The sequence below is a fragment of the Maribacter chungangensis genome, assembly GCF_042676845.1.
In the GTDB taxonomy this organism is placed as follows: Bacteria; Bacteroidota; Bacteroidia; order Flavobacteriales; family Flavobacteriaceae; genus Maribacter; species Maribacter chungangensis.
Window position 1 is genome coordinate 446,454 of the sequence record NZ_JBHTHY010000006.1, and the last position, 14,128, is coordinate 460,581.

General features: G+C 40.2%; 14 protein-coding genes. 7 read left to right on the forward strand and 7 right to left on the reverse strand.

Going from position 1 to position 14,128, the window contains the following annotated elements; translation table 11 throughout:
• Positions 1 to 31: 31 nt before the first annotated feature.
• Entirely contained in the window at positions 32 to 469 is a 438-nt protein-coding gene (locus tag ACFQZJ_RS09990; RefSeq protein WP_379934257.1) for a hypothetical protein, read from the forward strand.
• 152 nt (positions 470 to 621) lie between these two features.
• On the forward strand, positions 622 to 1,107 hold the full coding sequence (locus tag ACFQZJ_RS09995) for a hypothetical protein (protein WP_379934259.1): 486 nt from the start codon (positions 622 to 624) through the stop codon (positions 1,105 to 1,107).
• Positions 1,108 to 1,186: 79 nt separating this feature from the next.
• Here the strand turns inward: ACFQZJ_RS09995 and ACFQZJ_RS10000 are convergent, their stop codons facing one another.
• Together ACFQZJ_RS10000 and ACFQZJ_RS10005 are read right to left on the reverse strand one after the other, a co-directional pair.
• On the reverse strand, positions 1,187 to 2,650 hold the full coding sequence (locus ACFQZJ_RS10000) for a magnesium chelatase (RefSeq protein ID WP_379934260.1): 1,464 nt from the start codon (positions 2,648 to 2,650) through the stop codon (positions 1,187 to 1,189).
• 223 nt (positions 2,651 to 2,873) lie between these two features.
• On the reverse strand, positions 2,874 to 4,025 hold the full coding sequence (locus ACFQZJ_RS10005) for a vWA domain-containing protein (protein ID WP_379934261.1): 1,152 nt from the start codon (positions 4,023 to 4,025) through the stop codon (positions 2,874 to 2,876).
• Between the two features lie 190 nt (positions 4,026 to 4,215).
• On the opposite strand from ACFQZJ_RS10005, the gene ACFQZJ_RS10010 reads away from it, so the two are divergent.
• Positions 4,216 to 5,034: a DUF1853 family protein gene (locus ACFQZJ_RS10010; RefSeq protein ID WP_379934262.1), complete on the forward strand. Its 819-nt coding sequence runs from the start codon at positions 4,216 to 4,218 to the stop codon at positions 5,032 to 5,034.
• Between the two features lie 296 nt (positions 5,035 to 5,330).
• Positions 5,331 to 6,038, forward strand: a complete 708-nt coding sequence (locus tag ACFQZJ_RS10015) for a hypothetical protein (RefSeq protein WP_379934264.1) — start codon at positions 5,331 to 5,333, stop codon at positions 6,036 to 6,038.
• A gap of 900 nt (positions 6,039 to 6,938) precedes the next feature.
• Here ACFQZJ_RS10015 and ACFQZJ_RS10020 read toward each other — a convergent pair.
• Entirely contained in the window at positions 6,939 to 7,352 is a 414-nt protein-coding gene (locus ACFQZJ_RS10020; RefSeq protein ID WP_379934266.1) for a type II toxin-antitoxin system VapC family toxin, read from the reverse strand.
• Entirely contained in the window at positions 7,349 to 7,594 is a 246-nt protein-coding gene (locus ACFQZJ_RS10025) for a DUF6364 family protein (RefSeq protein WP_379934267.1), read from the reverse strand. Before ACFQZJ_RS10025 ends, ACFQZJ_RS10020 begins: the two co-directional genes overlap by 4 nt.
• Before the next feature lie 541 nt (positions 7,595 to 8,135).
• Between ACFQZJ_RS10025 and ACFQZJ_RS10030 the strand changes: the two genes are divergently transcribed.
• From ACFQZJ_RS10030 to ACFQZJ_RS10040, 3 genes are all read left to right on the forward strand, one after another.
• A complete protein-coding gene (locus ACFQZJ_RS10030; RefSeq protein WP_379934269.1) occupies positions 8,136 to 9,842 on the forward strand; it encodes an FAD-dependent oxidoreductase in 1,707 nt (568 codons plus the stop codon).
• 160 nt (positions 9,843 to 10,002) lie between these two features.
• A complete protein-coding gene (locus ACFQZJ_RS10035) occupies positions 10,003 to 11,214 on the forward strand; it encodes a DUF418 domain-containing protein (protein WP_379934270.1) in 1,212 nt (403 codons plus the stop codon).
• A gap of 112 nt (positions 11,215 to 11,326) precedes the next feature.
• Positions 11,327 to 11,716, forward strand: a complete 390-nt coding sequence (locus tag ACFQZJ_RS10040) for a DUF2306 domain-containing protein (protein WP_379934271.1) — start codon at positions 11,327 to 11,329, stop codon at positions 11,714 to 11,716.
• A gap of 363 nt (positions 11,717 to 12,079) precedes the next feature.
• Here ACFQZJ_RS10040 and hisIE read toward each other — a convergent pair whose 3' ends face one another.
• From hisIE to hisF, 3 genes are read right to left on the reverse strand one after another with little or no spacing between them, the layout of a single operon-like run.
• Positions 12,080 to 12,733: a bifunctional phosphoribosyl-AMP cyclohydrolase/phosphoribosyl-ATP diphosphatase HisIE gene (gene hisIE, locus ACFQZJ_RS10045; protein WP_379934273.1), complete on the reverse strand. Its 654-nt coding sequence runs from the start codon at positions 12,731 to 12,733 to the stop codon at positions 12,080 to 12,082.
• A 19-nt stretch (positions 12,734 to 12,752) separates the two neighbouring features.
• Positions 12,753 to 13,355: a GNAT family N-acetyltransferase gene (locus tag ACFQZJ_RS10050; RefSeq protein ID WP_379934274.1), complete on the reverse strand. Its 603-nt coding sequence runs from the start codon at positions 13,353 to 13,355 to the stop codon at positions 12,753 to 12,755.
• Positions 13,356 to 13,365: 10 nt separating this feature from the next.
• Complete coding sequence (hisF, locus tag ACFQZJ_RS10055; RefSeq protein ID WP_379934275.1) at positions 13,366 to 14,121, reverse strand: imidazole glycerol phosphate synthase subunit HisF; 756 nt, start codon at positions 14,119 to 14,121, stop codon at positions 13,366 to 13,368.
• Between the last annotated feature and the right edge of the window lie 7 nt (positions 14,122 to 14,128).

The following is a 14,128-nucleotide window of genomic DNA, read 5'->3' on the forward strand; positions in this document are numbered from 1 at the left end:
TTTTAGAACTACTAATCTAAACCATTTTATTATGAAAACCACAACAAACATAAAGCCACCTAGGTGGTTTTGGGTTATTGGCACTGTAGCGCTACTTTGGAATTTAATGGGTGTGGGGGCTTATCTGGCAGACGCTTATACATCTATTGAGGATCTTGAACAAATGTCCCAGGCGGAACGTTTGCTTTACGAATCGCAACCTGCATGGGTAACCGGAGCTTATGCCATAGCCGTCTGGGGCGGCACATTAGGCTGTATACTTCTACTGATGCGCAAAAAATGGGCACGTACCATACTTTATATATCCTTGCTTGGAATTATAGCTCAAATGAGTTATTCCATTTTTTTCAGCAACTCCTTTGAAGTGTACGGACCTGGTGGTATTGTTATGCCAATAGTAGTATTGGGGATTGGAATCGGGTTGATACTCTTTTCCAATAAAGCAATAACGGCAACGTGGCTTCGATGAGGACATAATAGGCTAAAAATCGAAAATACTTCAATTTTTAGCCAATCCACCACATTTAATACCTTTCATCGATTTTATTGAAATAAAGAAACATTTAAGTCGTTAATTTCACATCTTTTAGTTTACCGTATCCCCCTAAAGTAGCATATAGAATGAAGTTTTTTAAAGACGTTTTGCCTTGGAAATGGACACTTTTACTTTCGATTTTTATTTTATTGTTGGTTGATGTATTTAGCTTTTACGGTTTGTATACCAATAAATTCTACTTATTCAAAATAGATAACTACATTATTCCAATACTCTCGATCGTCCATTTTGTTTTTCTTTATGTTCTCTGGTTTAAAATAAAGGAAAAAGAACTTAGCGATCCTCCAATGCGAAATTTGGAGTACTTGCTCTATGTTATCGGTATTATTTATGTCTTTAAGTTTTTTGACACCCTGTTTATTCTTTTAACCTACAATGATTATGAGAATTATTTGATCCCGGACACCTTTATTCCATTAGGGCTGGCGATACTTTTTCTCTACCTCGTACTGCTGTTACTTACAACGATTACTATTGCACATAGAAAGCAACTGGTAGGCACCTATCATTTTGACGATATGAACCAACATGTTGACAACTGGGGCGATTAAAGGTTAACCATCACAAATAAAAACGCCATTGCGAAATCCCAACCAGGATTTCGCAATGGCGTTTTAGCAACAAAAAACACTACAAGTCGTTAATGAATCCGCTATATAGATCCTTAAACTGAAAACCGTCTTCAAAACGTTGCTTGTTCAGTTTTTTATAGGATACCAGTCCCCACAATGCCAATTCCTTTAAGAAGTAGACATCTTCCTTGGGAAAATCCGGTTGGTGCGCTTTAACCAACTCGTTTAAGGCCGGGATACTGTCCAAGGTGCGTTTATATTCTTCATCCGTAAAGTCATCTAGTAGTTCAAAGCCTTCACCCTGAAAAAACCAATGTAACAACTCATCATAAGGCGTTTCGGCGTCCTTGCGCTCCAACTTGTTAATTTCCGGGAAATACTCGGGAAACAAGGATTTAACAGCATCATCGATCAAAATACCGGCAACACCGTCCGCACCTTCCTGTTCGCCTTCATAAACCAATTCTATTTTACCTGTAATTGCTGGTATCACGCCAAGAAAATCACTTAAGCGTACCATGGTCTTATCCGCTCCGGTTAACAATGACCTGCGCTCAGCGGTACTTAATAAATTCTGAAAAGCGGTAATACTTGTTCTTGCACTTACACCACTTTTTGCATCTATATATTCGCTGTCCCGCGCTTCAAAACTTATCTGTTCCAATAAATCCTTCGCCAAGTCCGGCACATAAACAGACTCTGTTTGTCGCAATTCTAAATTAGCCTCTTGCTCCGTGATTTTTCGAGCCGTTTCTATATCCTCTGGGTAGTGGGTTAAAATCTGGGAGCCTATTCTATCTTTCAGCGGAGTTACGATACTTCCCCTATTGGTGTAATCTTCCGGGTTTGCCGTAAACACAAATTGAATATCCAAAGGCAAACGAAGTTTAAACCCTCTAATCTGTATATCGCCTTCTTCTAAAATATTGAACAAGGCAACTTGAATTCTGGCCTGTAAATCGGGTAATTCGTTGATCACGAAGATACAGCGGTTGGCTCGTGGTATCATTCCAAAGTGAATCACACGGTCGTCTGCGTAAGAAAGTCTAAGGTTTGCAGCTTTTATGGGATCTACATCACCGATCAAATCGGCCACGGTTACATCTGGTGTCGCCAATTTTTCATAAAAACGATCGCTCTTATGCATCCAGGTAATCGGCGTACCGTCTCCCTTTTCCTTGATCAATTCCATCGCAAATCGCGACATAGGTTGTAAAGGGTCGTCATTTATTTCCGAACCTTCCACAACGGGAATCCACTCATCCAAAAGTTCCACCATTAAACGCGCCAGACGTGTTTTTGCCTGTCCGCGTAAACCCAAAAGGTTGATGTTGTGCCGCGATAAAATGGCCCTTTCCAATTCGGGAATTACGGAGTTTTCATAGCCCCATACTCCTTCAAAGCTGTCTTTTCCAGTTCGTAAACGTTCCCGTAAATTATCTCTAAGTTCATCCTTGATGCTTTTGCTAGCATACCCGGATGCTTTTAACTCACCTAAATTTTTAATTTCTGTTTGTTTCAATTTCAATTTTTTTATTTTTTCCTAAACTCCTAACCTGCTAAACTCACTGCAAAACTAACACTACCCACAAATCAAACAGTTTGCCACCTCGCTTAAACTCCTATTAATAACTTCACCCTTCTTTAGCACCTCGCAAAGACGGCCTTCGTGTTTTGTGCCAGTAAACGATACATCCACTTTTACTACCCACTACCCTCTACCTACTACCACTACCCACTATCCACTATTTCAACTTCTTCCTCCTATTGGACTCATAGTCCTCAAATATCATTTCTCCCAATCCCTTTAATCCCGTAAAGAAGGCTTTTCCTTTGTTCGCCTCCGTAAACTCACGAATAAATTGCATCAGATAGGGGTCTTGTGCAATCATAAATGTAGTGATCGGAATGTGTAATTTCCGTGCCTGCCTGGCCATATTGTAGCATTTCTCCACGATAAAATCATCCAATCCGGCGCTGTTTTTATAATATGTGCCGTCTGGCAGTCGCAAACAGCTGGGCTTTCCATCGGTAATCATAAAAATCTGTTTGTTCGTATTCCTTTTTCTTCGCAGCATATCCATGGCCAGTTGCAGTCCGGCTACGGTGTTGGTATGATAAGGTCCAACTTTTAGGTACGGTAGGTCCTTAATCGGAATAGGCCAAGCGTCATTACCAAAAACCAAAATATCCAAGGTATCTTTTGGGTACCGCGTCGTTATCAATTCCGATAGCGCCATTGCTACTTTTTTGGCGGGGGTAATGCGGTCTTCCCCGTACAGAATCATACTATGGCTAATGTCGATCATTAGAATCGTACTCATCTGAGCCTTGTACTGGGTATCCTCTACCACCAAGTCTTCCTCACTCAATTGAAAACTGCCAATACCGTGGTTCACCTGCGCATTTTTAAGGCTTTCGGTCATAGAAATATGCTCCAAGCCGTCACCATAGCGGTATTCCCTAAAATCGCCCGTATGTTCGTCCCCTTGTCCGGATTTTCCCGTTTTATGATTACCGGCACCACTTCGCTTTAGTTTGCCAAAAATCTGGTCCAAAGCACGTTGACGGATAATACGTTCCATCTTGGCAGTAATGGAAATATCGCCACCACCACTTCCTTCTTTTCCATCTTCTCCTGTTCCGCCACCATCTTCAAACTCCTCCCGAATATAACCTTTGGCCCTTAAGTCTTCAATAAAGTCCTCAATGGTATAGTTTTCATCAGTAAGTTCATATTCCTTGTCCAATTCGCGCAGCCAATCTATAGCCTCGTCAAAATCGCCCGAGGTGTGGGTAATCAATTCCTGAAAAATATCAAAAAGTTTTTCAAAGGGAGAGATTTCTTCCGCTTTATAAGGTACAAACCGAAATCCTTTTCTTGTATTCATAGCCATAAAGATAAAATTAACACATTTACGTGGGAAGTACTTCGTATTTAGGAAATGTTAACGTTGTTGTTTAAGCTTACGAAGGTTTCGCGGGTTTTGATTTACTACATATTGACACTACATGCGCTTACAAAGACCTATACGGGCAACAATGCAAGTAGCTAAACAAACGGAAATTCCGTAATTTGGTACCGCTATGCAAGAAGATCATCTTCAACAACAAATCGCTGGATTTCTTAATACCCCCGCCATCTGGCTAAACTCCCAATTTGGCATAAGGCAGTTTCATTTTCCACAAGTGGATGTATTAAATTTCTCCCCTTCGCCCATTCCGCAAAAAATACGTTTGGGCCACCAAATGGAACATGTCTGTAAACAGCTTTTGGACCACAGTGATACGTACGAAGTACTGTTGTATAACCTACCTATCCGAGAAGGAAAACAGACGATTGGTGAAATTGATTTTATCCTAAAAGAAAAAGCAACTCAGCAATTGGTCCATGTGGAACTGACCTACAAATTCTACATCATAGACCCCAGCATCTCAGAATCCATACACCAGCTCATGGGACCTAACCGAAGAGATATGTTCTTTACCAAAATGGAAAAAATAAAGAACGCTCAGTTTGCACTTTTACACAGCCTGGCCGGAAGCTCTGCTTTGGCCCAACATGATATCAATAGCAATGAAATACAGCACCAAGCTTGCTACAAGGCGCAACTGTTCGAGCCCTACGGGAGCGCACCGCTGCATCTTAGACCTTTAAACCCCAAATGTATCGTTGGCTATTGGTTACGCATGACCGATTTACAGACCGATGCCTTTAAAAACTACCAGTTCTATATTCCCTATAAAACGCAATGGGTCGTTGCGCCCCATGCCGAAATGGAATGGACCTCCCATTACGAAACCCTATTGGAAATTAACCTGCGCCTGATCAAACAAAACGCACCCATGGTCTGGATGAAGAAATCCGAAACGGAGTTTGAGAAGTTTTTTGTGGTTTGGTGGTAGTTTGTGGGTAGTGGGTGGTGGGTAGTGGGTAGTGGGTAGTGGGTAGTGGGTAGTGGGTAGTGGGTAGTGGGTAGTGGGTAGTGGGTAGTGGGTAGTGGGTAGTGGGTAGTGGGTAGTGGGTAGTGGGTAGTGGGTAATGTAGTGAAAAAAAACGAATGGAAAAATGAAAAGCTTTAATAGGTGATATCTTGTTCATAGGTTTTGATAAGTACGCGCAATTATGGGTTTTTAAAATCGTATTTTAGTCTTTATTAGCGGGATAATAAAATTTGCGTTATGCAGTTGTTAGCAGTAATATGAAAAAACTAATTTTAATTTCTAATTTATTCTTTCTTTTGGCAAGTTGTTCGCCAAAACCGGAGAATACTATTTCGGAAATGGAATTACTAAACGATATTTTTATTGAGTTAGTGGGAACTGAATATTATTATGAAAAACTTCCAATACCACCAATGCCGTTAGAATATGCAGAAAGCAAACAAGATTCATTAAACTACCAAATTGGGAAAGAAAAGTTTGACGAGGCATTTGACAACCCTAAATTGGAAAAAGCGGACTTGGTAATAGGAATTGAGCCATATCATCTTAATCCGAAAAGAGAATTTAAGGATTGGGATTCTGATGATTCGTCATTCCCTAGAATGTATTACAAAGACACTATTCATTCAAAAGATTTTGATAACCTTTTAATTCAATTGATAGACAGTACTAAATTTGAAAAGGGGAAATTGGAATTGGACAAATTATATGAAAGAGGACGATATATCATTAAAGATTTAGGGCAACTAGAAAAAGAAAAAAAAGTATATTGGAATAGTTCTGAATACAGATACGTTGCATCAATTCGGTTCTCAGATTTTAAAATAAACCAAAGGAATGATAGGGCTATTTTCTACTTTGATTTTTTATGTGGTAGTTTATGCGGTTCAGGAGAAATAATATTCTGTATTAAAGAAAATGGAAAATGGAAAATTGTGGATAGAAATATGCTCTGGGTGTCATAAATACTACTGCTAACAATGTATCCTAAGAAAAGCCCTAGTCCAGTTCTCTAAAGTTAATCAATATTTTCTTTTTGTCTTAAACCACCCCGGCTAGCGCTAGTTTGTAACTAGTGCCGTACCGAGTAAGCGGTTACCAAGGTTACCAAAAATTATGCATCCTATAAGTACTAATATCTGCAGGAAAGCGCAGAATAAGCATAACCCTACGTACCTAAAAGAAACAGATTACTTCGTCGTGCCTCCTCGTAATGACGATAGCGCAAACCACAGATTACTTCGTCGTGTCTGCTCTTAATGACGATAGCCACAAGCCACAGATTACTTCGTCGTACCTCCTCGTAATGACGATAATAACAAACACTGTTTACCTTGTAGTGCCCCCCCGCTAGCCTTAGTTTGCAACTAGTGCCGTACCGAGTAAGCAAATCCCAAGGGTACCAAAAATACGCATCCTGTAAGTACTAATATCTGCAGGAAAGCGCAGAATAAGCATAACCCTACGTACCTAAAAGAAACAGATTACTTCGTCGTGCCTCCTCGTAATGACGATAGCGCAAACCACAGATTACTTCGTCGTGTCTGCTCTTAATGACGATAGCCACAAGCCACAGATTACTTCGTCGTACCTCCTCGTAATGACGATAATAACAAACACTGTTTACCTTGTAGTGCCCCCCCCGCTAGCCTTAGTTTGCAACTAGTGCCGTACCGAGTAAGCAAATCCCAAGGGTACCAAAAAAAATACGCATCCCTAATAAGTACTAATATCGGTCTAGTCTAAGAATAGTAGCGGATTTTCACGCACTAACTTTTCGATTTAACACAGACCTTTTTTAAATTTACTTGCTTTTGTTTTAGCGAGTAAACCGCTATTATTTTTAACATTGTTAGCAGCTGGCATTATTTCCGAGCTAAAAATTCTTTCGCAGTTAAAACAGGAATTTTCGAATTTTTGAAATCCTTTTTATTCCGCGTTATAATTACATCTATTTGATTTTCGATAGCTGAATAGTATTGTAGTCCATCCTCAAAATCTGGAAAACTATCATCGCTCAAAGCTAATTCTGTAATCTTGTCATCTAAACTCAATAACTCAACGAGTACTTTAAATTTTCTCAATATTTTCCTCGCTTCTTTAGCTGATTTGAGTTTGGAAAGAATATAATTTGTGTTTGCAAATGTTAAAGATGAAATAGTCAGTTCTAATTCTTTCTTGTCCGCACGAGAAAATAAATCGGCAGCTTCATTATAGAATTTATCTCTTCTTGAAAGTAAATCTATTACGATATTTGTGTCAATTAATAATCTGCTCATTTGTATTTCTCAATAAGGTAATCAGTATAATCATCTTTTACGTCAAAATCCTCATCAAGATTAATTACTCCACTTAAACTTTCAACGAGAGGTGTTATTTCCGTTGAACTTCTTTGCCGTTTGGTGAGCGTTGTCAAATAAGATTCGATAAGTTTCGACAAGCTAATGTTATTCGATTTGGCATAATTCTTTGCACTTTCGATAATTGATTTGTCTAAACTCAATGTCAATTTTTTGTCCATAACATTTATTTTACGTACGAATTTAATAAATTATTACGTAAGTTTATTTCAATCACAGATTTTTTTGCTTGTGGCTAACTGCAGGAAAGCGCAGAATACGCATCACCCTGCATACCTATAAGAAACAGATTACTTCGTCGTGCCTCCTCTTAATAGCGATGAAAACGAACCACAGATTACTTCGTTGTGCTTCCTCGTAATAGCGATGAAAACGAACCACAGATTACTTCGTCCTGCCTCCTCGTAATAGCGATGAAAACGAACCACAGATTACTTCGTCGTGCCTCCTCTTAATAGCGATGAAAACGAACCAAGCAGCGCGAGCAATGTAAGCCGTACCAGATTAATTATTATGCTTGTGACCTTGCCGATAGATTATACGTCAAGTATTCATCAATTATAGCGTCAAAGTTTTCAGGAACACTGCTGTTTAAAAGTAGCGACCCTACATGAGCTTGATACTAGTTTTGAATATGTTTCTTGGCTATATTTACCGGTAAGGTATCCATAAGAAAATTATCCATCAAAACCGAAAAATACCATGCTCCAGCGTTCGCCATCAACATTCAAAACCACCCTCCTAGCCCTGTTTTTAACGGTTTACTTCACTCGGGGACAATCATCAAGTTATGATATTGTAGTTTATGGCGCTACTTCATCAGGAATTGTTGCGGCCATACAGGCGAGTAGGTTGGGAAAATCTGTAGTACTTATAACGCCTACAAGCAGAATAGGTGGCTTAACCACAGGAGGGCTAGGGCAAACGGATATAGGGAACAAACAGGCCATAGGTGGGATTTCCCGAGAATTTTACGAGAACATCAAGACCTATTACGATAATCCGGCCAATTGGAAATGGGAGAAAAAATCCGAATATAAAGACGGTGGGCAAACACGGACTACTGCAAACGAAAATTCCATGTGGACCTTTGAACCTTCGGCGGCACTTTGGGTTTATTTGGATATGTTAGGTAAAGAGAAAGTTACCTTGGTGTATAACGAACGTTTGAATCGGGAAAGCGGTGTTATAAAATCCGATGGGAAGATAGAATCCATTACGATGGAAAGTGGTACTATTTTTACTGGAACAATATTTATTGATGCTACCTATGAAGGGGATCTAATGGCGAGTTCCGAGGTAAGCTATACCTACGGCAGGGAAAGCAATGCACAATACGGTGAGACCTTAAACGGAATTCAAGCCAATGCAACCAGTGAAACCTTACGAGGTACGGTTTCCAATAATAACATTTACCATAATTTTGTGGATGGCGTAGACCCGTATATCATTAAAGGTGACCCATCTAGCGGATTACTGCCTTTTATTAATGAAGGAGGCCCTGGCGTAGATGGCGAAGGTGATAAAGGCATACAGGCCTACTGTTTTAGAATGACCTTGACAGATCACCCGGAAAACCGGATCCCGTTTAAAAAACCAGCCGACTATGACGAATTGGATTATGAATTGCTATTTCGGAATTACGAGGCCGCCACCGGCACACTGGAAGAAATGTATTCGTACGGTGACAAGATGGCTCCTTGGATCAATGCCCCCATGCCCAACCGAAAAACGGATACCAACAATCAAAAAGGATTTTCTACCGATTTTATTGGTCAGAACTGGGACTATCCCGAGGCTTCCTATGACAAGCGGGAAGCAATCGTAGCCCGCCATCGGCAGTACCAACAGGGCCTAATGTGGACGTTGTCCTATCACCCTCGAATTCCTGAAAAAGTACGGGATAAAATTTCGAAATGGGGTACTTGTAAAGATGAGTATGCCCGCGAAGATGGGTGGCAAGAGCAGTTGTACATTAGAGAGGCACGGCGTATGGTAAGCGATTATGTGATGACCCAAAAGAACTGCGAAGGGCTGAACCTTGTTCCTGATCCAATAGGCATGGCGGCATACGGTATGGATTCGCATCACATCAAACGTTTTGTTACTGCTGAGGGTTTCGTATCCAACGAAGGAAACGTAGAAGCTTATGTGAAAGCCCCGTACCCCATCAGTTATAAATCCATCGTTCCCAAAAAAAAGGAGTGCGCCAATTTGGTCGTTCCTATATGTTTAAGTGCCTCGCATATTGCTTTTGGTTCTATACGTATGGAACCTGTGTTTATGGTGCTTGGTCAAAGTGCTGCGGTAGTTGCCAGTATGGCCATTGATGAACAAAAGCCCGTTCAAGATATTTCTTACCCAAGGCTTAAAGAAAAATTACTCGAACAAAAACAAGTTTTGGAATAGGGTATCCTAAGGCACTAAAGTACACCATTATTCTACTATCCAATTACTTGAAATAGTATCTATTTTCCTTTGCTTAGGTACGGGAAATAGCTTTACTATATTCACTATCTTTCCTACAACCAATGCTTTAACAACTTCATCAATCAAAATCAAAACCCACATGGCCGACCAATCTTATTCTAGAATACAAAGTATAGACGCTTTGCGAGGTCTTGCTTTAGCGGGTATATTCATCTGTCACATGACGGAGAATTATATAGGTTCCATGGCGCCCCAAAGCTTTAATGACGCTGTACATCTAGGTTTTATTGATGATATAATCGATGGTTTAATTTTCTTCTTCCTTAGGGGAAAATTCATTGCCTTGTTCTCCTTTCTGTTTGGATTGAGTTTTTTCATCCAAATGGATAATGGTGCTAAAAAAGGAAAACCTTTTGGAATTCGCTTTCTATGGAGGCTCATTATTTTATTAGCTATAGGTTACGTACATAGTCTTTTCTATAGAGGCGATATCTTAACCATTTACGCGTTTCTAGGCATTTTCCTAATCCCTTTTTACAACATAAACAACAAGTGGATTTTAGGTATTGCAGCTGTCTTGTTTCTTGGTCTTGCAAGGTATATCGTCTATTTTATAATTGGCACGGACAGTATCTGGGGCGGAAGTCCGGAAATGGACGGCAATGCTGCCTGGGTAACGGAATACTATGACATTCTGAAAAACGGAAGTCTTTTGGACGTATTTGATACCAATGCAATAGCCGGTCATAAAGGAAAATCCGATTTTCAGTTTAGTATTTTTGGTAGGGGTTATTTTACCTTTGCTTTCTTTCTATTGGGTTTGTATATGGGTCGCATCGGGTTCTTTCAAAACTTAGGTGAACATAAGAAATTTATAAAAAAAGCCCTCATTTGGTCCGGTGTCACTTTAGTTGTTTCCTTTGGTATCGTAGCAGGCGCATTTTCACAGGTTGGTCCGGATGCCGGGTTGGATAGTTGGTATGCCATGGTAGGCTTATCGGCCTTGGACATCGCCAATATGGCGCAAACCTTTCTTTGGATCGCCGTATTTGTTGTACTCTACCAAAAGGTAAAACCGGGACGTTGGTTATCCAAATTAGCACCATACGGCAGAATGGCATTGACCAATTATGTACTGCAAAGTATCGTAGGAACATTTTTACTCTACGGTTGGGGATTGGGGCTCATCGGAGAACTTAGACAATTGTATGCCTTTTTGCTCGCATTGGTGCTTTTTGCATTGCAAGTGTGGTTGAGTAAACTATGGTTGGGCCGTTTTAACTACGGACCCTTGGAATGGCTATGGCGTAGTCTTACTTTTTTTAAAATTTTTCCCCTGCTCCGAAAATAAAGTCAGCGCTAACATTCATAAATATAGCTGTTTTATCCTGAATTTTACGGCGCTTTTCCATATCTTGATATCCTAAACCGAACAAATTTTACAGTCGAAATTAGCATGCCCTATGGAATACAATACCCTAATGAACTTACACTTGATTACCGTTGTGCCCTGCTTCTTTATTGGAACACTATTATTGATCATAAAAAAAGGAACTGCCATACACAAGGGTTTTGGCAGGGTGTATATGGTTCTGATGTTATTTACGGCCGTAGTTACCCTTTTTATGCCCGCCGATGTGGGACCACAGTTTTTAAATCACTTCGGATGGATCCATAGTTTCAGTTTTTTGACTATATGGACCGTTCCAACCGCTTATACTGCAATAAAGAAAGGAAATGTACGTGCCCATAAACGTAAAATGATCCTGCTCTATTTTGGAGCTATTATAATCGCTGGTGGATTTACTTTTGTACCCGGACGCTACTTGCATGATGTGTTTTTTGGGGGATGAAGTTTAGTGGTTAGAGGGTAGTTTTTAGTGGGTAGTAATTAGTAAAAGTAAATAGTGATTCGCTTATGTAATACCACAAACCAACCGTCTTTGCGAGGAGCTAACCGTTTGCTGTTGTAAGAAATACTGGTTAATGCGACGCGGCAGATTGTTGATTTAGTGGGTAGAGGATAGTTTTATGTGGACATTGTAATATGTATCCCTTCCTGATACAAGTTCAACACTTTAAATATTCTAGAGTCCGATCTTTATTCTTTCAAAAGTTAAGTCATATTACATGTAAGAAACAGCTCGTTTTGTTGAGCCTACTCGTGAAGACGAACATAACATTCCTCTAAGACAGCATTAACTACGTAATATAGACTACTTCTTCCGCTTCATTAATTCCGCCTCAATATCTTTTAGCGTAAATCCTTTGGCCTTTAAAAGAATAAGGTAATGAAACAAAAGATCGGCACTCTCATACAAGAAAAGTTCATCATTGTTATCCATAGCCTCGATAACCGTTTCTACGGCCTCCTCCCCAACTTTTTGGGCTATTTTATTGATGCCCTTGTCAAATAAAGACACAACATAGCTCTGTTTGATACCCTGCCGAAAATCGGGTGCTATGTTTGCTTCTTCTTGTCGTTGTGCAATGGTACTTTCCAGTTCCGAAAAGAATCCGAAGTTGGTTTCGTTCTTCTCGTTCCAGCAGGTATCGCTTCCCGTGTGGCAGGTGGGTCCAACTGGGTCTACGGTAATAAGTAAACTATCTTGATCACAATCGTTTTTGATGTCTACCACATTTAAAAAATTACCGCTTTCCTCCCCTTTGGTCCATAACCGTTGTTTGGACCTGCTAAAAAACGTAACCTTTCCCGTTTCTTGGGTCTTTTCCAAACTTTCCTCGTTCATGTAGCCAAGCATAAGTACGTTCTTGGTTTTGGCGTCTTGGATAATGGCCGGAAGGAGAGTGCCGTTTAGCTTGTTCCAATCGGGTGTAGAAAAGAGATACCTATTTTTATCGGTGTTCATGGTTTCATTTGTTTTACCGCTACCCTCCCAATTTTGGAGGTGTATGCATTTTTAAGAGGTAAATGGGAAAACCCAGTTCCTGCTCGGTGTTAAAAATTTTAAGTCCGAATTTTTGATAGAGTTTTACATGTTTCTCGGATGCCGTATCTACAATAATCGGTAATTTATTGTCTTTAAAGTCCTTGAAAACTTCTAAAATAAGCTTGGCGGCCGTTGTGGTACCTCGATACTCTTCCTTTACCGCAAAAATCATGGGGCGAATGTATTTTCCTTTTGGATAGTTTCGTTGAATTACCGCTTGCCTTTTCAGTACTTTTCGTACTCGTGTTGCCCCTATACATCTGAACACCAACCGCAACGTCGATAAGGCTTTGGATATGGAAAAACGATCCTTGTGCGCGTATGTAATCAACAAACAGCTTGCACGGTTATCCGATAAAAACACGGCTCCCGTACGCATGGCCTTCTCAAAAAGATACTCCATTAAAACCTGCATACGTTGCTTACGTTTTTTATCCTGTTTTACTACAAAATTAATGGAATTATCTTCCTGTAAAGGTTCAAACGCTTCCATTAAAATACTCACGACCAAGGCTTTGTCTTCTTTCGATGCTCGTAACACTATGTTTTCTTTATAGGCGAACGGGTATTCCCTTTTCCGCTAATTCTACTTTTAGATCTTTAATTTTTATTTCCTTAAAATGGAATACACTGGCGGCCAAGGCGGCATCCGCTTTTCCTTCTATAAATGTGTCGGTAAAATCCTGCATGTTCCCAGCTCCGCCCGATGCAATAATAGGAATATTACGTTCGGTAGACAATCTTGCCAATGCTTCGTTTGCAAAACCGTCTTTTGTACCGTCATGGTCCATGGAAGTAAACAAAATTTCACCGGCTCCCCTTTGCTCCACTTCCTTGGCCCAATCGAATAGATTTAATTCGGTAGGTACCTTGCCACCCACCAAATGTACGGTCCATTTTCCGTCTATTTGTTTGGCATCGATGGCCACCACGATACATTGGGAACCAAATTTAGCGACCAAATCATTGATCAATTGCGGATTTTTGACGGCGGACGAGTTTATAGAGACCTTATCGGCGCCGTTTTGCAATAGAATATCCACATCTTCCACTGAGGAAATTCCACCACCCACGGTAAAGGGAATATTTATTTTCTCTCCGACCCTGTATACCAAATCCGCCAAAGTCTTTCGCTTTTGTTCCGTGGCGGAAATATCTAAAAAAACCAGTTCATCGGCACCTTCCCTGCTATATATTTCGGCCAGTTCTACCGGATCACCGGCATCTCGCAAATCTACAAAATTGATGCCTTTTACCGTTCGGCCATCCTTAATATCGAGACAGGGTATGATTCTTTTTGCTAACATAAAAAAG